This window comes from Streptomyces sp. NPDC045967, assembly GCF_056430495.1.
In genome coordinates this window covers 93,750-112,965 of record NZ_JBWKLE010000016.1, presented here as the reverse complement: position 1 = coordinate 112,965, position 19,216 = coordinate 93,750, and the positions used below count along the sequence as shown (strand labels likewise).

At 74.3% G+C, this 19,216-nt stretch carries 16 protein-coding genes and 1 pseudogene; 6 read left to right on the top strand and 11 right to left on the bottom strand.

The features are described from left to right. Nucleotides 1–396 precede the first annotated feature (396 nt). Nucleotides 397–2,832, bottom strand: coding sequence for a SpoIIE family protein phosphatase (locus AC07FY_RS25690; protein ID WP_479010299.1), 2,436 nt, complete (start codon nucleotides 2,830–2,832; stop codon nucleotides 397–399). Nucleotides 2,833–2,989: 157 nt separating this feature from the next. Next, nucleotides 2,990–3,610: a DUF5133 domain-containing protein gene (locus tag AC07FY_RS25685; protein ID WP_479010297.1), complete on the bottom strand. Its 621-nt coding sequence runs from the start codon at nucleotides 3,608–3,610 to the stop codon at nucleotides 2,990–2,992. A gap of 553 nt (nucleotides 3,611–4,163) precedes the next feature. On the opposite strand from AC07FY_RS25685, the gene AC07FY_RS25680 reads away from it, so the two are divergent. Next, nucleotides 4,164–4,796, top strand: coding sequence for a DUF6766 family protein (locus AC07FY_RS25680; RefSeq protein ID WP_479010294.1), 633 nt, complete (start codon nucleotides 4,164–4,166; stop codon nucleotides 4,794–4,796). Between the two features lie 190 nt (nucleotides 4,797–4,986). Here AC07FY_RS25680 and AC07FY_RS25675 read toward each other — a convergent pair whose 3' ends face one another. Further along, entirely contained in the window at nucleotides 4,987–5,379 is a 393-nt protein-coding gene (locus AC07FY_RS25675) for a VOC family protein (protein WP_479010291.1), read from the bottom strand. Beyond that, a complete protein-coding gene (locus AC07FY_RS25670) occupies nucleotides 5,376–5,678 on the bottom strand; it encodes an ArsR/SmtB family transcription factor (RefSeq protein ID WP_479010288.1) in 303 nt (100 codons plus the stop codon). Before AC07FY_RS25670 ends, AC07FY_RS25675 begins: the two co-directional genes overlap by 4 nt. Nucleotides 5,679–6,224: 546 nt before the next feature. Here AC07FY_RS25670 and AC07FY_RS25665 point away from each other — a divergent pair. Both AC07FY_RS25665 and AC07FY_RS25660 read left to right on the top strand, forming a co-directional pair. Continuing rightward, nucleotides 6,225–7,481 carry a globin domain-containing protein gene (locus tag AC07FY_RS25665; protein ID WP_479010285.1) on the top strand — a complete coding sequence of 419 codons (1,257 nt, stop codon included), beginning with the start codon at nucleotides 6,225–6,227 and terminating at the stop codon, nucleotides 7,479–7,481. A 41-nt stretch (nucleotides 7,482–7,522) separates the two neighbouring features. After that, complete coding sequence (locus AC07FY_RS25660) at nucleotides 7,523–8,137, top strand: pyridoxamine 5'-phosphate oxidase family protein (protein ID WP_479010394.1); 615 nt, start codon at nucleotides 7,523–7,525, stop codon at nucleotides 8,135–8,137. Here AC07FY_RS25660 and AC07FY_RS25655 read toward each other — a convergent pair. The 4 genes from AC07FY_RS25655 to ligA form a co-directional block, all read right to left on the bottom strand. Then, a complete protein-coding gene (locus AC07FY_RS25655) occupies nucleotides 8,092–9,375 on the bottom strand; it encodes an FAD-dependent monooxygenase (protein WP_479010282.1) in 1,284 nt (427 codons plus the stop codon). The genes AC07FY_RS25660 and AC07FY_RS25655 overlap by 46 nt on opposite strands. A 130-nt stretch (nucleotides 9,376–9,505) precedes the next feature. Further along, nucleotides 9,506–10,051, bottom strand: coding sequence for a GtrA domain-containing protein (locus AC07FY_RS25650; RefSeq protein ID WP_479010279.1), 546 nt, complete (start codon nucleotides 10,049–10,051; stop codon nucleotides 9,506–9,508). A gap of 134 nt (nucleotides 10,052–10,185) precedes the next feature. Next, complete coding sequence (locus tag AC07FY_RS25645; protein ID WP_479010277.1) at nucleotides 10,186–10,614, bottom strand: AMP-binding protein; 429 nt, start codon at nucleotides 10,612–10,614, stop codon at nucleotides 10,186–10,188. A gap of 17 nt (nucleotides 10,615–10,631) precedes the next feature. Further along, nucleotides 10,632–12,692 carry an NAD-dependent DNA ligase LigA gene (gene ligA, locus AC07FY_RS25640; protein WP_479010274.1) on the bottom strand — a complete coding sequence of 687 codons (2,061 nt, stop codon included), beginning with the start codon at nucleotides 12,690–12,692 and terminating at the stop codon, nucleotides 10,632–10,634. 249 nt (nucleotides 12,693–12,941) lie between these two features. On the opposite strand from ligA, the gene AC07FY_RS25635 reads away from it, so the two are divergent. Then, entirely contained in the window at nucleotides 12,942–13,349 is a 408-nt protein-coding gene (locus AC07FY_RS25635; RefSeq protein WP_479010272.1) for a YciI family protein, read from the top strand. Between the two features lie 8 nt (nucleotides 13,350–13,357). Then, nucleotides 13,358–14,504, top strand: a pseudogene (locus tag AC07FY_RS25630) (RNA polymerase sigma factor). A 22-nt stretch (nucleotides 14,505–14,526) separates the two neighbouring features. Here the strand turns inward: AC07FY_RS25630 and AC07FY_RS25625 are convergent. Then, a complete protein-coding gene (locus AC07FY_RS25625) occupies nucleotides 14,527–15,159 on the bottom strand; it encodes a maltokinase N-terminal cap-like domain-containing protein (protein ID WP_479010390.1) in 633 nt (210 codons plus the stop codon). Between the two features lie 435 nt (nucleotides 15,160–15,594). Further along, complete coding sequence (locus AC07FY_RS25620; RefSeq protein ID WP_479010269.1) at nucleotides 15,595–15,819, bottom strand: hypothetical protein; 225 nt, start codon at nucleotides 15,817–15,819, stop codon at nucleotides 15,595–15,597. A gap of 608 nt (nucleotides 15,820–16,427) precedes the next feature. Here AC07FY_RS25620 and AC07FY_RS25615 point away from each other — a divergent pair. Beyond that, entirely contained in the window at nucleotides 16,428–16,985 is a 558-nt protein-coding gene (locus AC07FY_RS25615; RefSeq protein ID WP_479010267.1) for a pyridoxamine 5'-phosphate oxidase family protein, read from the top strand. 19 nt (nucleotides 16,986–17,004) lie between these two features. Here AC07FY_RS25615 and AC07FY_RS25610 read toward each other — a convergent pair whose 3' ends face one another. Further along, nucleotides 17,005–19,071 (bottom strand): SpoIIE family protein phosphatase, encoded by a 2,067-nt coding sequence (locus AC07FY_RS25610; protein ID WP_479010264.1) that lies wholly within the window; start codon nucleotides 19,069–19,071, stop codon nucleotides 17,005–17,007. Nucleotides 19,072–19,216: the final 145 nt, after the last annotated feature.

The window sequence follows — 19,216 nt, the reverse complement described above, 5'->3', positions numbered from 1 at the left end:
GCGGACCGGGTTGCGGGCCGGGCCCGGGACCCGGCGCGGGGGTGGGACTGGGCGGGACGGGATCGTTGGGAGGAGTACCCATGGCTGTCCTTGGGGTCGGGAACGGAGGAGCGCGCCGGCGCTACGGCCCGGCGCGGGTGGGACGCTAGCGGCGCGGCGGCGCCGGAGGGGGCTCGGGAACCGGCTCCGGTCCGGGAACCGGCCTCGGGACCGGTCTGGGCGTGTGCGGATCGCCGGGCAGGGTCCGCTCGTACTCGCCCGGCGGGTTGGCGTGCGACGTCGTGGCCATGGTGCATCCGGCCCTTCAGCGGTGTTCGTCTTCGCGCGGGGGGACTTTCGCGCGGCGGCCCTGTCACTCGCGCACCTGCCCGCTCTCCGCCGGCCGAATCCCCGCCCTCACCGGGTCGCAGGGAGGTGGACGTGCAGGACGCAGACGTCGTCGCGGCGCCCCGGTCTGCGCACGGCCAGGGTCCGCGCGAGGAGTTCGCCGCGCCCCTCCTCGATCAGGTCCCGGGCGGTGACGGCGAGCCCGGCGAGGCCGGCGTCGATGTTCTCCCCCGGTTCCTCGACCAGGCCGTCGGTGTACAGGAGCAGGTGGTCCCCTGGCTGGAGGGACAGCTCGGCCTGGGCATAGGCGGAGTGGGGGCTGGCGCCGAGCAGGCTCCCCTCCGGCTGGGAGAGGTAGCGCGCCTCCCCGCCACGGATCAGCAGCGGCGGCAGATGCCCGGCCCGCACCCAGGTCAGGCGGCGGTCGCGGGGACCGTACCGGCCCATCACCATGGTCGCGGTCGTCCCGCCGGAAATACTGGAAGCCCCGGGACCGCCGGAACCCTCCGCGGTGTGCAGCAGGAGCCGGTTGAGCCGGCCCAGGACGTCCGGCAGGGCCGAGCCGGTGATGGCCATGCCCTTGGCGGTGAACCGCAGCTGGGCCATGGTCCCGACGGCGGCCAGCCCGTGCCCGGCGACGTCACCGACGACGAACAGGGCACTGTCGTCCGGCAGCTCGATGGCGCTGTACCAATCGCCGCCCACGTTCAGGCCCTTGTCGGCGGCCAGGTAGGCGACGTCGACGCGCAGGCCCGCGAGTTCCAGGCGCCGCTGGGGGGTGGGCAGCAGGGTGTGCTGGAGCCGGGCCGCGAGGGTCCGCTCGGCTTGGAGCATGCCGCTCTGCACGAGGACGGCGCGTTCGCTCGCGACCAGGGCGAGTTCGGCGTCCCGCAGGGCGGTCACGTCCTGGAAGAAGCCGTGCACCTCCACCGGGATGCCGTCCGCGTCGGTCTGCGCTTCCGCGACGATGCGTATGTGCCGCAGCCCGGCCCCCGTCGTGATGCGGAACCCCTCGTCGATGGCCCTGCCGTCCTCCAGCAGCCGCCGCACGGCCACACCGAGCTTCGGAAGGTCCTCGGCAACGACGTGCTCAGGCAGTTCGTCCAGCCTCATGGGCCCCAGGGCGGGATCGCGGTCGAAGATTTCGTACACCTGCTCGGACCACACGATCGTGTCCGTCACCAGGTTCCATCCCGCGGAGCCCAGGTTGCCCAGCCGCTGCATGTCGGCCAGCCGGCGGCTCTCCCGCTCGTCGGTGTCGTGGCGGATCCACGAGACGACCAGGCGGTCGCCCAGCCGGGAGGCCCGCACGGAATAGGCGGATCGCCGGGGGGCTCCACCGGTCACCTCCTCGTACACGAAGGGCTCGCCCTCGTAGACCGCACCGGTCGCCAGCGTGTCCACATACCCGTCCCACAGATCGGTGCCCGCCACGGTCGGATAGGTCTCCAGCACCGACCGGCCGACCAGCTCCTTGCCGCGCCGCCCGGCCACGTCGACGGACTCGGGGGCCGAGGCGTCGATGCGGAAGTCCTCCACCTCGCCCGACTTCGAACGCACCGGGGTGAGGAGGATCGCCGGTCCGGACAGGGCGTCGAAGATCCGCTGCACCTCTCCCACGTGTTCCTGCCCGGAGCCGTCGGGACCGGCCGCGCCCTCCGACCGCAGGGCGCCCGCGCACAGCCTGACGGCCCGGCGCAGCAGCTTCCTGGAGGCCGCGTCGAAGGGACCCCGCTGGGTACGGAAGAAGCCGACGACCATGGTCGGCAGCCCCTCGCCGGGCACCGGGAGCCAGGCGCGCGACGGCCACCGCTCGAGGGGGTCCCCGATGAGCAGGTACCGAACGGCGTCCCGCCGCGGGTCCTCCAGCCATACCGCGTCCCGCCCGGCCAAGGCGTCCGGCGCGGCGACACCGCTGAGCGGGGGGATGTGGCACCACTGCTCGGCCAGGGCCCGGCTGACCCCGGCGTGCCCTGCCAGTTCCAGACTTCCGGCGACCGCCTCGGTGTAGATCATGACGGCGTCGACGCGGCCGGGGCCGGCCAGCGTCTCCACGAGCAGCTCCGCCACGTCGCTGGCCGTAACGGCCCCGGTCAGGGCCTCGGCAAGCCGGGCCAGGGGGCTGCCGGGACCCTCCTGCCCGCGCCGGGTGCCCAGGACGTACCGCGCCGTGTCGAAGGAGGAGGCGGGCAGGTCGGCCGTCGGGGCGCCGGCCGACGCGGAGGCCGCTGCGGCGGGTCCGCCCGCGTCGCCCAGGGTGTGCCAGCACTGCTCCATCAAGGTCCGCTCGCCCCGGGCCGCGCGCTCGTTCAGCAGCCGGGCGGCCGTGTCCGCGGAGACGTTCTCCGTGCCCATCAGCACGCCCTTGGCGCGTTCCAGGACCGCGGCCATCGAGGCCGCGCCCTTTTCGTTTTCGACCTCGGCACGCAGCCGCGCCACGACCTTGGCGAGGGCGAGCACCTCCTGGCCGACCTGGCCGTCGGTGAGTGCGGGATCACCCGTCATTCTCCGAGCATGACACGACCGCGTGGTGTGCTGCTGCCCGGCCGGTGCCCCTCTCGAGGCCGCCGGGCCGACCGGAGACATCCGGGGGAGGACGCCGCACGGCCGAGGTGGTCACGCCGGCGTGCAACACGGCGTCCCGGGCCACGGCCGGATCGCCTCAGCCCTCCGGGTGCTCGGCGGATTCGGCGGGCTCCGCGTCGGTGGGTTGGTGGGCGGCGATCAGGTCCTCGGCGGCGATCAGCGCGTGGTGGACCCTGCGGTGGCCCAGCAGGACGCACAGCGTGTAGGCGGCGTCGTCGAACCGGGCGCGCAGGCTGGGGTCCTCCGGGCGGACGAAGGTACGCCGGCGCAGCTCCCGGAAGCGGGCGAGGTGTCGGCGCAGGACGTACGGGTTCGGCAGCAGGGCGGCGCTGGGCGTCCGGGCTGCGGTCAGGGCCCGGTCGACAGCGGTCCGAACCGCCGACGCCACGGCGGTCGGCGGCGCCGGTGCGTCCTCGCGCAGCACCGCGGTCATCGCGTCGGCGGCCTCCGCGAGGCTGAGGCCCGCGAGGGCGGCGGCCTCGGCCAGCACCCGGCGGGCACTGCGGCTGTCGCAGGGCAACAGCGCCATCAGGGTTCCGGTCGCCCGGCCCACGGCCTGCGCGTCGGCCGGCGGCTCGACCCGCTCCGACGGCTCGGCCGGAGGGGCCGGGGCGGCCATCTCGGCGGGTTCCGCGAGGTTCGCGAGGACCGCGAGGTCGGGTGCCGGGCGCGGCCGGCCGGAATCTGTGCTGGTCACCGTGGCACCTCCGCGACGATCCCAGGACCAGGGGATCCGGGATGGAGGACTGTGTAGCAGCCGGGCCCGTCCGCGCCGTGTGGACGCGCCGCCGGAACCACCGCGGCTCAGCCCCCGGCGGGAGCGCGCGTGCCCGAGGTTGACGCACGCCCGTACGGCCCCCGGCGGGCGCGGCACCCGGACGTCCCTGAACGGACCGAGCCCCGGTCACGCTCGCGAAGCCCGGGTGTGCCGGCCCCCCGCCCCTTCGCGCCGCCCGGACCAGAGGTACCCGCCGGGCCGCTCCCGCCCACTGCCAGGGTCTCCGTACGCACCGCCCGCCTCCGCGTTCGCCCTGCCCCGACCTCGGGTAGCCGGCCCGCCCGGTCCCGTTCCGGCCGCCCGGGGCCCGCCCACCCCCGGTGGCCGGGCCGGCGCCCGCACCCGCGTCCTCCCAGGGCAAACCCCCGCGTGTCGTGGTGCTCCGGAGGCGGGCCGTGCGCGTGCGCCGTCCATGCTCGGTCCATACGTCCGATCGCCGTACTCCTCCTCGTGGGCACGTTGGCCGTTGGCCATGGCCTCCTCCGGATGTGCGTCGGTCGGCGACCGGGCCGGCGCCGCGCAGGCCGCGGCCACCGCATTCGAGGCAGCGCTGCGGGCCGGGGCCCTCCGGCGCGCCTGTGCGGCCCTGGCTCCGGGCACCCGTGAGGAGGTCGAACAGGACGGACCGTGCGTCACCTCGCTGGGCGAACTGGGCCTCTCCCCCGATGCCGGCCCCGCCGTACGCGTGGGCGCCTACGGCTCGCAGGCCCTGGTGGTCTTCCCGACGGACAGCGTGTTCCTGGCCGCCTACCCCCGACGGGCGGACTCTCCGCGCTGGGCGTCCGCGGGCGGCCTGCGGCAGGGGGTGTACTCCCGGTCGCTCGGCATCCCGATGGGCACGATCTTCGTACTGTCCTGGCTGGCCCAGTCCGTCACCGGCCGGGTGGCCTTCAACGAGGAGCAGCTGCGCGAGCTGCAGGAGCCGGTCGGCTGGACCACGTACGTCTCGTCCGCCGAGTTCTGGAACCGCACCCTCCAGAACTGGCAGTCCGAGCTGCTCGCGGTGGCTTCGATGGCGATCCTCGCGGTCTACCCGCGGCAGCGCGGCTCACCGGAGTCGAAGCCGGTGGGAGCGCCGCACTCGGCCACGGGCGTCGAGGGCTGAACAGGCCCTCGCCCCACGATCGCCCCTCCACCGAGCGGCGCCTCCCTTACCCGCCCCCGACGAACCGTCGCCGCCGGCCGCCGGCCGCCGAGCACGGGGCAGCCCGACGGGTGGCGGAACGGCTCACGGACCAGCCGCACCGCGTAGACGCCCGTACGTCCCCGTCCCCGTCCCCGTCCCCGTCTCCGCTCTACGCCGGCTGGGTCGCGATCTGGATCAGGTTGCCGCAGGTGTCGTCGAAGACGGCGGTGGTGACGGGGCCCATGTCCAGCGGTTCCTGGAGGAACCGGACACCGAGTCCGCGCAGGCGCTCGTACTCCGCTTTCACGTCGGCGACAGCGAACTGGGCGAGCGGGATGCCGTCCTCGAGGAGGGCGTCCCGGTAGGCCCTGACCGCCGGGTGGCCCGCGGGCTCCAGGAGGAGTTCGGTGCCGCCGGGCTCTTCGGGCGAGACGACGGTGAGCCACCGGTCCGTCTCGCCCACCGGGACGTCGTGCTTCTTCACGAAGCCGAGGATCTCGGTGTAGAAGCGCAGGGCCTTGGCCTGGTCGTCGACGAAGACACTGGTCAGATGGATCTTCACGGGGCTCTCTCCTCCGGTTCGGGCACAGCGGGCACGGGCCACCGCTCGGCGATCTGCCGCAGCGGACCCGTGTTCAGGTCGTGGAACTTGTAGCGCCCCTCCCGCCGGGTCTCCACGAGCCCGGCGGCCTCCAGCACGGCGAGGTGCTGGGAGACCCCCTGGCGTGAGATGCCGAGCCCGTGCCTACCGCTCAGGCGGGAGCAGATCTCGAACAGGGTCTGCCCGGACCGTTCCGCGAGTTCGTCGAGGATGATGCGACGCGTGGGGTCGGCCAGGGCTTTGAACACGTCATCGGCCACGCCCCAGCATAGGCAAACTCTCACTTGCCTATCAAGTGCGACCTGCCGCGCACGCGGCGCCGGCCAGGCCGCCGCGACCGGCTGACGACCCCGCCCGAGGGGGCACCGCGGCCGCCCCGCTGCCGTGGCGGCGGACACGCCGGCGCCATCCGGGGCGGCGGTTCGGCTCACCGCGCACCCCGGCTCGGCGGACAGGCGCGGACCGACGTCCGCCGGGGTGCACGCCCTCCGCCCACCGAACGCTCGCCGCCCTTCCTCCACCGGAGGGCCGCGCATGGAATGTGGCGATCATGTGAAGGTCGGGTGGCCGCGAAGTACCTGTTACCGGAGAAATCCGGCCAGACGGCCCCGACTCGGTACGCGCCGTGCCCCGTGGCTACTTCTGAGTCACCTCCGTGGTCATGTAGCGTCCGGAGCCGCTTGATCCGTTTCAACGCTCCGCCCTGCCTCGAGGACTCATGCCCCCCACCTGCGACGCCCCCGTCACCGCTCTCCCGGCCCCCTGGGAGACGCCACCTCGGACCTGGCTGGAGGAGCGCTGATCCTTTGAGATTCCGAATACCCCGCGCGAGCCACACGTCTCGCCACCCGTCCCCCGAGGCGCCCTCACCCACGCCGCAGACGGGCCACGCCGAGCCGGAACCCCTCGAGCCGGTCGCCGCCGAGCCGCCCTTGTCGGACCACGAGATCGGCCTCATTCGCGCCTCCGTCGCCGTGGTCGAACCCCTCGCCGCGGACATGACGGTGTACTTCTACGCCATCCTCTTCGCCCGCTACCCCGAGGTCCGCCCCCTGTTCCCGCCCGGGATGGACGCCCAGCGCGGCCGTCTGCTGCGCGCGCTGCTGCGGATCGTGGACCTGGTCGACGACCCGGAGAGCCTGGTCCGCTTCTGCGGACATCTCGGACGCGACCACCGCAAGTTCGGCACCCTCAGCGCGCACTTCCCGGCCGTCGGCGAATGCCTGCTGGCCTCACTCGCCCGCTACGCCGGCCCCGCCTGGACCGCCGACCTCGCCGCCGCCTGGACCAAGGCCTACGGCGTGGTCGCCCAGGTCATGATCAGCGCGGCCGCGGAGGACGAGGCGGTACGGCCCGCCGTGTGGCCCGCTGCCGTCGTGCACCGGGTGTCGCGCGGCAACGGGATCGCCGAGATCACCGTACGACCCCACATGCCCTACGCCTACGCCGCGGGCCAGTACGTCAGCATCGAGACCCCCTGGCTGCCGAAGCACTGGCGCTACTACTCCCCCGCCAACGCCCCGCGCGAGGACGGCACCCTGACCTTCCACGTGCGGGCGGTCGCCGGCGGCTCGGTCAGCCAGGCCCTGGTGCATCGGGCGGCCGTGGGGGACGTGGTCCACCTGGGCGCGCCGATGGGCGACATGGTGCTGGACGCCGCCGTGCACCGGGATCTGCTCTGCGTGGCCGGCGGTACCGGCCTCGCTCCGATCCGCGCGCTCGTCGAAGAGGTCGCCCGTCGCGGCGGGCGCCACCAGGTGGACCTGTTCCTCGGCGCCCGCACCGGCGCCGAGTTGTACGGGGTGGACGACATGCTCCGCATGGCCCAGCGCCACCACTGGCTGACCATCAGGGGCGCCGTCTCCCACGAGCACATCCCCGGGATCCGGGGGTCCCTGCCGGAGGTGCTGGCCGAGTACGGGCCCTGGTACCAGCACGACGTCTACCTCAGCGGTCCGGCCCAGATGGTCGTCTCCGCGCGGGAGACGCTCACCCAGCACGGCACCTTGCCCGAACGCATCCACTACGACCCGTTCGAAACGCCCGTCCTGTCCCTGCCCTGAGCCGCAACCGCCCGTCCGTCCTGCCAGGAGAACGCCCCGTGATCTCGTCCCCGCCACCCTTTGGATCTGCAGGTGAGCACCGGCTGCAGCAGCAGCTGGGCACCGCCGAGCGTGCCGCCCGGTTCTACGACCAGCAGGTGCGTCCCCACCTCACGTCCGAGATGCGGGACTTCATCGGCCGCCAGGCGATGGTCTTCCTGGCCACCGCGGACTCCCACGGGGAGTGCGATGCCAGTTTCCGGGCGGGGCCCCCGGGGTTCGTCCACGTGATCGACGACCGCACGCTCGCCTACCCCGAGTTCCGCGGGAACGGTGTGCTCGCCAGCGCCGGCAACATGACGGAGAACCCCCATCTCGGCATGCTGTTCGTCGACTTCACCCACCACCACGTGGGTCTGCACGTCAACGGCGTGGCCCGGCTCTACACCGACGCGGACCTGCGTGCGCTCCATCCCGGGCTGCCGGGGGACGTGGCGCCCGGCCGCACGCCCGAGTTGTGGGTCCACCTCAGCGTCGAGGAGGCGTACATCCACTGCTCGAAGTACATACCGCACCTGGAGCCGGCGCCCCGCCCCGGCGGCCACGACGCCACGCGCCCCAGGGACGCGCACTACTTCACCGGTCCGGAGCCGGCACGGGGCGTCCGTCCCATGTGACCCCTGTGACCGGTACGGCCGGGGAGGCGGAAGCCGTTGAAGAGGTCGTCCATGCCGTGCAGGGCCAGGCGGTCCGGCGTGGCAAGGACCGCCAGGTCGCGGGCCGCGGCCAGGAGCGGATTGCGGGCGGCGCCCAGGCGGCCGATCCGGCGGGCGCGCACGCGGACGGTGTCCGTGCGGCTGCGGCGGGCCGCGGTGTACGCGGCGAGGGCGGCCGGGACGGAGTCGGCGCCCATGCCGGTCCCGGTGCCGGTGCCGTCTTCGTGCGCGCCGTCCGCTCCCTCGTTCCCGGCGGGAAGCAGGTGGGCGAGTACCACCGCGTCCTCGACGGCCTGGCAACCGCCCTGGCCGAGGTTCGGGGCCATGGCGTGGGCCGCGTCGCCGAGCCAGGCGATCCGGCCGTGGTGCAGGCGCGGCAGCGGGGCGGCCAGGTCGTAGAGGTCGTTGCAGAGGAGGGCGTCGGGGTCGAGGCGGTCGATGCGGTCCAGCAGCGCCGGAATCGGGTCGTGCCACCTGCCGAAGCGGCGGCGGAGTTCGGCACGCGGATCGTCCCACCGGGTCCCCTCCGGGACGACCGCGGTGGCGTAGAGGTAGTACCGGCCGTCGGAGAGCGGGGTCACGCCGAACCGCTGCGCGCGCCCCCAGGTCTCGCTCATGTCGGGCATCCGCAGATCCGAGGCGTCCACCATCGTCCGCCAGGCCATCTCGCCGAGGTAGCGCAGGCCGGGGTGAGCGGGGAAGAAGGCGCGGCGCAGCGGGCTGTGGATGCCGTCGGCGGCCACGACGAGGTCGGCGGGGAGGTCCGGTCCGCTGTCCGTACGGACGGTCGCGCGGCCCGTCGCATCCTCGACGCCGGTCACGGCGGTGCCGTAGCGGAGGGCCTGCGGCGGCAGGGCGGCGGCCAGCGCAGCGGTGAAGGCCGGCCGCGGGACGGCGATCGGGGGCGTGCCGTAACGGGCGGCCATGTCCGCGGTCGTCACGCGGGTGAGCCACCGGCCGTCGGGGCGGCGCACGCCCATCGCCGTGGCCACGGCGCTCCCGGCGGCGGCGGTGGCGTCGACGCCGATGTGGTCGAGTGCGCGCAGGGCGTTGGGGGCGAGGCCGATGCCGGCGCCTGCGGTGGGGAGCCGGGGGGCGCGTTCGCACACGGTGACGTGCCAGCCGCGGCGGTGCAGGGCGACGGCCGCCGTGAGACCCCCGATTCCGGCACCGACCACCACTGCGCGACGTGTGGGCATGGCAGACCACTCCCCTTCGATTGGCGCGCCCCGTACGGGCGCAGCCCTGACTCTACATCCGTAGAGTCAGGGCTGCGCCACCACCAGGGGCGGCCCTGCGCCGACATGCCGCGGCGTACGCCGGTGCCGGTCAAGCGGCGCAGCACAAGCCCGTCGGGTCCACTGGGGCCGGAGCCGGAGCCGCCGCGGGGGTCGGGGTCGCGCGAGCGGGTCGGCGCGCGTGCGGGGCACCGGGCGTCCGCGGGCGGCGCTGGGCGAAGACGGCGAGGCGCAGTACGGCGAAGCGCGCGACACCGGCCAGGGCGGAGGCCGAGAGGTAGACGGCCTGCTGGAGCAGGGCGCCGGGCTCGGCCACCACCTGCCGCAGAACGAGCATCGCCAGGCAGGTCACCCCGTACGCGGCGGCCGCGGAGCCGGCCGACTGCGCATGCTGGCGCCAGGTCGCGGAGCGGCCGACACCGAAGGTGAAACGGGCGTGCAGTTCGGTGGCGAGAGCCGTGGAGACGGCGGCGATGAAGGCGTTGGCCAGAACCCAGGGCATCCGGGCGGAGAGGGCCGCGACCGCGAAGGAGGCGGCGAGGCCCACCCCGCCGCCGCAGACCACGAAGCGGCTGAAGGCCGTGGAGGTGGCGGCGTTCCGGGACGCCCTCCGTTCACGGTTTCGCCCTGTGCCCATGACCCACCCACCCCATCCCGACCCCGTTGACGGGCGGCCCCTCGGCCGCGAAGCCGAGGGACCGTCCCCCGTGGTGCCATAGTGGCACGCTGATGGCACCAGTACGAGTCATTAATGGCGCCAACCACTCTGGCTCACCGTCCGGGCCGGGGCCGCCTCATGTCCGCGGCGCGTCGGGGAGGCGGCGTCACCACCAGGTCGCCGTCCGCGGTGCGGTGCGCGAGGACGCCGGTACGGAGATGGCCGTCGGGGGTGAAGGAACGGGCGTCGTCGTCGGGCGCCCGGTAGCAGCCGCGCGGCGTGTGCGGGCCGCGGGCCAGGAGTTCACCGGGCTCCCCGGGCGGGACGTCCTTGCCGTCGGCGCCGACGATGCGGAGATCGTCGTCCGGCGAGAGGGGACGGCCGTGGGTGGTGAGTACCGTCTCCTCCGGATCGCCGGGCCGGGTGAGGGTGAGCAGCCCCTCGGCCGTGCCGAAGACCTGCCGGACGGCGCAACCGAGTTCCCGGCCCAGGCCGTTCGGCGGCTCGGCGGAAACCCCGACGCACGCGGCCGACCGGCCCATACGCCGCCCGCCCCGGCTCAGCCCAGGTAGTCGGCGACGAGCTCGGCGAACGCCTCCGGTGTGAGGACCGTGACGCCCAGATCCGCGGCCTTGACGGCCTTGGAGCTCGGCTTGCCGCTCGCGGACGGCGCGCAGACCAGGTGGGTGGTCCTGGAGTTGACGCTGCTGCCCGCCCGGCCTCCGGCCTTCTCGATCAGGCCGTTCATCTCGGAGCGTCCGAGGTCCGCCAGCGGGCCGCTCATCCTGCCGGTGACGACCACGACCGCATCGGCCAGCGGGCCTCCACCGGCCGCCCCGGCCTCCTGCGGCTCCTCCATGGTGACTCCGGCCGCGGCCAGCTTGTCGATGACCGGTGCCAGGGAGGCGACCTGCTCGACGATGACCGGTGCCTTCTCCGGGCCGATGCCCTCGACCTCCTGCATGAGCGCGGCGTCGGCCCGGCGGATCGCGTCCATGGTGCCGAAGTGGGCGGCGATGCGGCGGGACATGCGGCGCCCGGTGCCGAGGAAGCCCAGGGCGCAGAAGACGCGGCTGAGCGGGCGGGACCGTGCGGCCGCGATCTGCTCGGCCAGCTTCGCTCCTCGCTTCGCGCTGCCGGAGGCGGCGGTGAGCTGGTCCTCGGTGAGGGTGAACAGGTCCGCCACGTCGGTGACGGCACCGGCTTCGATCAGGGCGTTGACGTACGTCCTGCCGAGGCCGTCGATGTCGAGCATGTCGCGGCCGGCGGCGTACTCGATCAGTGCGGGCAGGGCGCAGGCCGTGCCCCGGGCGCAACGCCACCGTTCCTGGCCCTTGTCGATCTCCCCGGCGCAGCGGGGGCACGCCGTGGGCAGCGGCACCTCCCGGGCGCCGGCGGGGCGCAGGGCGGGCACGGCGGCCTGGACACGGGGGATGATGTCGCCCGCCTTGTAGACCGTGACGGTGTCGCCGATGTGCAGGTCGCGGCGGCGGATGTCGGCGGGGTTGTGGAGGGTGGCCCGGGTGACCGTGGAGCCGTCGATCTCCACCGGTTCGAGGAGGGCGGTCGGGGCGAGCACTCCCGTCCGGCCCACGTCCCAGACCACGTCCTTCAGCACGGTCTGCCGCTCGACGGCCGGGAGTTTGAAGGCGATGGCCCAGTACGGGAAGCGGCTGCCGAGGCCCGCCGCCGCCTGCTCGCCCGGGTCGTTCGCCTTGATGACGACCCCGTCGATGCCGAACGGCAGGGCGGCGCGCATCGCGGCCGTCTCGTCGACCTTCGTCTGCGCCTCCTCGAGGGTCGCCACCACGTGCAGGCCGGCGGGCGTATCGGCGGTCGTCCGCACTCCGGCCCCGGCGACCGCGGTGAGGACCTCGGCGTGGGTGGCCCCGGACGGGAGGAACGGCACGCCGTCGAGTCCGACCGCGCCGTAGGCCCAGAACGTCATCGCGAGCCGGTAGGGGCGGTCCTTCGCGCGCAGGGTGCCGGCCGTGCCGTTGCGCGGGTTGGCGAAGACCTGTGCGCCGTGCGCGACGCGGACCTCGTTCGCGGTCTCGAACTGGGCCTGCGTGAACAGGACTTCGCCGCGGACCTCGAACGTGGCGGCCACGGGCAGCCGCTCGGGCAGGCCCTCGATGGTGCCGATGACGTGGCTGACGTCCTCACCGTGGGTGCCGTTGCCGCGGGTGACGATCTGCTCGAGCCGTCCGGCGCGGTAGCGGGCGGCGACGGCCGCGCCGTCCATCTTCGGCTCGACGGCGAACCCTCCGGCCGGCGCCCGCCCGAGACGGCGCTGGAGCGAGGCACCCCAGGCCAGGAGGCCGGCCGGGTCGAAGACGTTGTCCAGACTCAGCAGCGGGGCGGTGTGCGCGACATCGCCCTCGGGGGCGGCACCGTCCCCGACCAGACCCGTCGGTGAATCCTGCTCGGCCCACCCCGGGTGGGCCTGCTCCCAGTCCAGCACGGAGAGCCGCAGCCGGTCGTAGGCGGCGTCGTCCACGGGGCTGTCGCCGTCGCCGTAGTACGCGCGGGAGAGCTCGCGCAGGCGGGCGAGGGCGGCCGCGTAGTCACTGCGGCTGGACATGGCGGACAGCGCCTCATCGGCGGGAAGGCTCTTCATGAGCATGATCCTCGCGCACGGGTCTGACAACGCGCCGACGGCCCGGGTCGGGGGCCGGGCCGGGGGCCGAGGTCCCCCGCCGAGGCTGCACGGGAGACCTTTCACGGGAGGGCTTCGCCGGACGTCTTCGACACCTCCGGGAGAGAAGGATGAAATATTTTCCGAGGGAGTGTCGAGAACCCGTGCCCGGCTCCGTCCCAGGTCTGAACGCGGCCAGGAAAGGGCCGCACCGCACCGAGGAGAACCACGATGGCCAAGTACCTGCTGCTCAAGCACTACCGCGGCGCCCCGGCCGCGCACAACGACGTACCCATGGACCAGTGGACGCCCCAGGAGATCTCGGCGCACATGCGGTACATGCACGACTTCGCGGCCCGGCTGGAGGAGACCGGCGAGTTCGTCGACGGTCAGGCACTCGCTCCCGAGGGTTCCTGGGTCCGGTACGACGGTGAGGGGCGCCCGCCGGTCACCGACGGCCCGTTCGCCGAGACCAAGGACCTCATCGCCGGCTGGATGGTGATCGACGTCGACAGCCACGAGCGTGCCGTCGAGCTGGCGGGGGAGCTTTCGGCCGCCCCCGGCGCGGGCGGGAAGCCCCTCCACGAATGGCTGGAGCTGCGCCCGTTCCTGACCGCGGCGCCCACCATCACCGAGTGACCGCCGCGATGGACGGCGTCCTGCTCCGCAGTCTCACACCGAGCGTGCTCGGAATCCTCGTCCGCCGCGGAGCCGACTTCGCGGCGGCCGAGGACGCCGTGCAGGGCGCGCTGGTCGAGGCGGTCCGCGTCTGGCCGGCCGGGCAACCGCGGGACCCCAAGGGCTGGCTGGTCACGGTCGCCTGGCGGCGGTTCCTCGACGCGGCCCGGGCGGAGACCGCGCGCCGCATGCGCGAGGACCTCGTGGAGGAGGAGCCGGCGCCGGGCCCCGCGCCCGAGGTGGACGACACGCTCCAGCTCTACCTCCTGTGCGCCCACCCGTCGCTCACCCCGTCGTCCGCCGTCGCGCTCACCCTGCGCGCGGTCGGTGGACTGACCACCCGGCAGATCGCACGGGCGTACCTGGTGCCGGAGGCGACCATGGCGCAGCGCATCAGCCGGGCCAAGCGCACCGTCTCCGGCGTGCGGCTCGACCGGCCCGGCGACGTCGCCACCGTGCTGCGCGTGCTCTACCTGGTCTTCAACGAGGGCTACTCCGGCGACGTGGACCTGGCGGCCGAGGCCATTCGGCTCACCCCGGCAGCTGGCGGCCGCGAGCGACCATCCAGAGGTGGCGGGGCTGCTCGCGCTCATGCTGCTCCACCATGCCCGGCGCGCCACCCGGACGGCGCCCGACGGCTGCCTGGTGCCCCTCGCCGAGCAGGACCGGAGCCGGTGGGACACCGCGTCGATCGCCGAGGGCGTCGGGATCCTGCAGGCGGCCCTCGCCCGCGACCGGCTGGGCGAGTTCCAGGCGCAGGCCGCCATCGCGGCACTCCACGCCGACGCCCCCACGGCCGCGGAGACCGATTGGGTGCAGATCGTCGAGTGGTACGACGAGCTCGCGCGCCTCACCGACAGCCCGGTCGTCCGCCTCAACCGCGCGGTCGCCGTCGGCGAGGCGGACGGGCCGCGGGCCGGCCTGGCGGCGCTCGCGGCGCTGGACGACTCCCTGCCCCGGCACACCGCCGTGGCGGCGTACCTGCACGAGCGCGACGGGGACCCGGCGCTGGCGGCGCGGCTCTACGCCGAGGCGGCCCGGAAGGCGGCCCATCTCGCCGAACGCGACCACCTGACCCGCCAGGCCGCCCGGCTCAACGCCCACCGGCCCCGCTGACCGGCCGCCGCCGCCCGGCCGGTTACCGCGGGGCGACGGTCGCGACGACGCCGGAGGCGGCCGTTCCGTCCGGCCAGGTCCATCCGGCGACGAGGTGTCCGGCCGTGCCCTGCGCCGCGTCCTGCGGCCCGGACCGCGGGGCACCCTGCGCGGCCTCGCCCCGCGGGCCCGGTCCGGACCCGAAAAGGACGCGGTGGACATGCACGTCGGACCCGTCGTCCGGGCCGGCGCCGTGCACGGTGACGGTCGGGTCGGGGGTGTCGCTCAGGTCCTGGTGCTGCGCCACCGCCGCACCCCGCAGGAGGGCGCGCAGCTGCGCCATGACCACCGGGTCGTGCACGCCGTCGTAGACCCACCGGGTCCCGAGCACCCCGTGCTCCGAGGTGCCGATCAGCGCCTCGCCGGCCGTGCCCTCCAGCGCGGCGCCGCGGTAGGCCACCGGAACCGCGTACGCCACCGGCTCGGGTGCGCCCGCGTCCGCGACCACCATGAACTCGATCCCGACCTCGCCCTCGGGATCGTCCAGGCGGAACCCGCCCGCCTTGACCAGATCCGGCGCTCCCCCGTGGCCCTCGTACCAGCTCTGCTTCGGCAGCCACGCGGCCAGCAGCTCCAGCTTCGTCGGCGCCATGGTGGTGCGGTGGATGACGGCCATGGGCTCCCCCACAATCTCGTTCAGGCCCGCCCCTGCGACGGACATCCGCGAACCTATCGGAACCGCGGCGCATGTCCGAGGGAGTTGTGCGATCTTGAGACCCGCCGGGCCCTGCCGCGCAGGACGCAAGGTTCTGCCCCGTGCAGCCACTCGAGATATCCGACCTGATCACCGCGGGGATCCGGCCGGCGGCCGCCGGCTCCCCGTCCGGCGCGCGAGGCGGTCCGGCTGTTGCGGGGATCTTCCACCGCGCTCGGATGCGGCACCCGCTCGGCCGCCACGACGGAAGTCGTCTCCGCGCGCCGCGCGCACGGCGTCGAGACGCTGCTGCGCGCGGCTGCCGTACCGGGCATCCGGGCGCTGCTGTACGAGCCGCGGGGAACGGTGGACCCGTTCTGCACCACGCTGCGCCCCATCGTCGGGATCCGCCCCCGCCTACAGGCGCCGCTCCGCCTGGCCCTCGTCCGGGCCGCGCGCCGTCTGGTCGGGCCGGAGCAGCCGGCCGGTGACGTTCGCCGTCCTGCTCGTCCTGCTCGGTCTGCTCGACGCGGCGCCCCCGACCCGGCGCGGACCTACGGCGCCCTGACCGCGGGAGCCCTCGGCTACCTGCTCCCGCTCGCCGCCTACGCCGCCGCCGTACTGCTCTGCCTCGCCGGCCACCTTCTGCTGCCGTTGCGCGCCGGCACCCTCGCCGTGGTCATCGGCCTCGGCCCGCTGACCCTGCTGCGCCCGCTCGCCCTCGCCGCGGCCTGCCTCGGTGCGCTGGTCAACGGCGGCGGCGCGCCGTCCCTGCTTTGGGTGCGGTCGCCGGCGCCGCCGTGCTGTGCGTGGAACCCGCGGTGCACCGGCGGTGGTACGTGCGGGTGCGCTGAGGCCGGTGCTGGTGCCCGCGGGTGCGGTGACCACGGTGCCGCAGGGGCGTATCGCCCGACGTGTGGCATCCCCCCTCGCTTGCCACAATGGCCACATGGCCGGTGCGGCGAAGCGGGGGGCGCGCGGGTCCTCGTGGTCGACCGCGACGTGCGGTTCCCAGGGGCGCACCCGGTGCCGGGCATGAGCGGCTCGGGCCTACACCGCCTCCGAGGGCTTCTCCCCCGGCCGGTTCGGGCTGGTCCACGCCCGGTTCGTGCTGATGCACCTGCCCTCCGCGGCGCGGACGGTCTCCCGGCCAGCCGGACTGCTCGCCCCGGGCGGGGTGCCGGTCGTCAGACGCGCAACGGCAAACGCCCGGCGGACGGTATCGGCGCGCAGAAGGGAAACGACACACCATGCCCACACCAGCATCCGGACAGCAGCCCACGACCGAGCTCGACGCCCGCTACAGCTCCGCGCTCCATCCCCGCCCGGGCGCCGCGGACGTCACCGCCACCGCGTGGCACGAGGCCCAGCGGCGGCTGGAGGCCGCCGAGATCTTCTGGGTGTCCTCGGTCCGGCCCGACGGCCGGCTGCACGTCACTCCCGTCATCGCCGCCTGGTACGACGGGGTCCTGTACTTCTCCACCGGCAGGACCGAGCAGAAGGCCCGCAACCTCGCGCACGACGGGCACTGCGCGCTGACCACCGGCGGGAACTCGCTCACCGAGGGCCTCGACCTCGTGATCGAGGGCATGGCGGAGCGGGTCACCGACCCGGTGGTGGTGGACGAGGTGGTCGCGGCGTTCGAGGCGCAGTACGGCGCGCACATCACCTCGCCCGAGGGCACGTTCCACGGGTTCGGGGACTCGATGCGCAGGGGGGAGGACCTGCTGTTCGCCGTGGCACCGACGGTGGCCTACGGGTTCGGCCGGGACGCGGGGGTGTACACCCACACGCGGTGGACGTTCTGATGGGCGGGACCTGCCGCCCCTAACCTCCGACTCGGGCGACGAGGAGCGCGATGTCGTCGTCGGCGGCCGCCGGGACGAGATGGGTGATCAGGGAGTCGCACACGTGGTCCAGCTGCCGCTGCGGGTCCGCGAGCAGCTGGGTCAGTTCCGCCAGCCGCTCGTCGATGTCGCGTCCCCGGGCTTCGATCAGGCCGTCGGTGTAGAGCACGAGGAGGCTGCCGGGCGGCACGTCGATCTCGACGGGGGTGAAGGGGATCCCGCCGACGCCCAGGGGGACTCCGGGCGGGGTGTCCAGGAGGTGGACCGTGCCGTCGGGGAGGGCGAGGGCGGGTGGGGGGTGGCCGGCCCGGATGACGGTGCAGTGCCCGGTGGCGGGGTCGCAGACGATGTACAGGAACGAGGCCAGCATCGGTTCGGCCAGATCGGCGAGGGCGGATTCCAGTTGGTGCAGCAACCCGGCGGGTGAGAGGTCCAGACGGGCGAGGGCCCGTACGGAGGCGGACAGCCGACCCATGACGGCGGCCGCGGCGATGCCGTGCCCCATGACGTCGCCGATGAGCAGCCCGGCCTTGCCGCCGGCCAGGGACAGGACGTCGTACCAGTCCCCGCCCACCTCGTTCACGTCGCTCGCGGGGAGGTAGCGGTGGGCCACGGCGATGCCGGCCGGCGGGGTGATGTGCTGGGGGAGCATGCTGCGCTGGAGGATGACCGCGGTCTCGTGCTCGCGGTGGTAGAGCCGGGCGTTGTCGATGCTGAGGGCGGCGCGGGCGGTCAGCTCGCCGGCGAGGGTGACGTCCTCGGATCCGAAGGGGCCGATCGGGCGGGTGCGGTAGAAGGTGGCGACGCCGAGGACGGACTCCCGTGCCACGAGGGGCGCCATGATGAAGGAGTGCACGCCCGCCGACACCAGTTGTGCGGGTTTGGCGGAGTACCGGGCGGCGGAGGCGACGGACTGCGCGTCAAGGCGGCCGATCAGGAAGGGCTGCCGCGCCGCGAGCGCCTGAGTGTAGGGGGCGGCGGTGGGGAAGGTGAGGGTACGGCCGAGGGGGGCGAGGATGGCGGTCACCTCGGATCCGGACAGCGGGGCCTTGCCCAGCCGCCGCAGCTCGACGCCGCCGCTCAGCCCCATGCCGGGGTCGTCCCCGCGCGACAGCGCGTCCAGGACGTCCACGGTGACGGCGTCGGCCAGGCGCGGCACGGCGAGATCGGCGAGTTCCTGCGCGGTGCGCTCCAGGTCCAGGCTGGATCCGACCCGCATGCTGGCCTCGCTGAGGAGGGCCAGCCTGCGGCGTCCCGCCTCGGCTTCGAGGTGGTCGCGCTGCTGCTCGGTGATGTCGACGAGTGAGGCGATGACACCGATCGGCATGCGGGCGGGGTCCTCGACCCGGACGTAGGAGCAGGACCACACCCGGTCGTGGTCCGGTTCGGAGGGCGTGCGTCCGACCCGGCGGCGATCCAGGACGGGGCGGCCGGTCTCCAGGACCTGCCGCATGGCGTCCTCCATCTCCCGGGCGTTCACCTGCGGGAGGATCTCGGCCAGCCGGCGGCCGACGTGCGCCGATTCCGGCAGCCCGTTCATGGCTTCGAGGGCGGCGTTGACCTGCAGGAACCGCAGCTGCGTGTCGAGGATGGCGATGCCGACCGGGGAGCGGGCGAACAGGCCGTCCCACACCGCGGAGGACCCCCTGACGCGCCGAGCCGCGTGGGCGTCCGCGGCGAAGACCAGCACCGTGGTCGTGCCGTGCCGGCGGTCGGAGACCGGGGAGGCCCAGATCTCGATCTCGATGGGGTGCCCGTCGCGGTGCCAGGCGGTCACCGTGCCCATGACGCCCCGCCCCGTGGCCGCGGCCTCCCACAGCGAGCGGCCCAGACTGCGGTCGGCCCCGGGGTGGAGCAGGTCCGCGATGTTGCGGCCCAGCATCTGCGCCGGGGCGTGGCCCAGCAGTTCCTGCGCGAGCTGGTTCCAGCGCACGATGGTCCCGTCGGCGCTGGTGGCCACGACCGCGACCGGCAGGGCGCCCAGCCAGCCGCCGGCCGCCTGTGCGGCGTTGCTGATGAGCTGGTCGACCGGATTCTGCTCGTTCATCTGGCACCGGCATCCCGTGCGGCGGTGTCCTCGCTCGGCTGTAAGCGGTCGCGGCTGGGCACCGGGTCGATCACGCGGACCGTCCGGGAGCTGTGTCTCCCGGTTCCATCGTCTTCCGGTCTGCGTGCCGCCGCCTCCCGATTGG

What these genes read in the sequence shown, in the direction of transcription:
- AC07FY_RS25690 (WP_479010299.1), bottom strand. Translation starts at nt 2,832, where the DNA reads ATGACGGGTGATCCCGCACTCACCGACGGCCAGGTCGGCCAGGAGGTG.
- AC07FY_RS25680 (WP_479010294.1), top strand. Translation starts at nt 4,164, where the DNA reads ATGGCCTCCTCCGGATGTGCGTCGGTCGGCGACCGGGCCGGCGCCGCG.
- AC07FY_RS25655 (WP_479010282.1), bottom strand. Translation starts at nt 9,375, where the DNA reads ATGCCCACACGTCGCGCAGTGGTGGTCGGTGCCGGAATCGGGGGTCTC.
- AC07FY_RS25650 (WP_479010279.1), bottom strand. Translation starts at nt 10,051, where the DNA reads ATGGGCACAGGGCGAAACCGTGAACGGAGGGCGTCCCGGAACGCCGCC.
- AC07FY_RS25645 (WP_479010277.1), bottom strand. Translation starts at nt 10,614, where the DNA reads ATGGGCCGGTCGGCCGCGTGCGTCGGGGTTTCCGCCGAGCCGCCGAAC.
- ligA (WP_479010274.1), bottom strand. Translation starts at nt 12,692, where the DNA reads ATGAAGAGCCTTCCCGCCGATGAGGCGCTGTCCGCCATGTCCAGCCGC.
- AC07FY_RS25635 (WP_479010272.1), top strand. Translation starts at nt 12,942, where the DNA reads ATGGCCAAGTACCTGCTGCTCAAGCACTACCGCGGCGCCCCGGCCGCG.
- AC07FY_RS25625 (WP_479010390.1), bottom strand. Translation starts at nt 15,159, where the DNA reads ATGGCCGTCATCCACCGCACCACCATGGCGCCGACGAAGCTGGAGCTG.
- AC07FY_RS25615 (WP_479010267.1), top strand. Translation starts at nt 16,428, where the DNA reads ATGCCCACACCAGCATCCGGACAGCAGCCCACGACCGAGCTCGACGCC.
- AC07FY_RS25610 (WP_479010264.1), bottom strand. Translation starts at nt 19,071, where the DNA reads ATGAACGAGCAGAATCCGGTCGACCAGCTCATCAGCAACGCCGCACAG.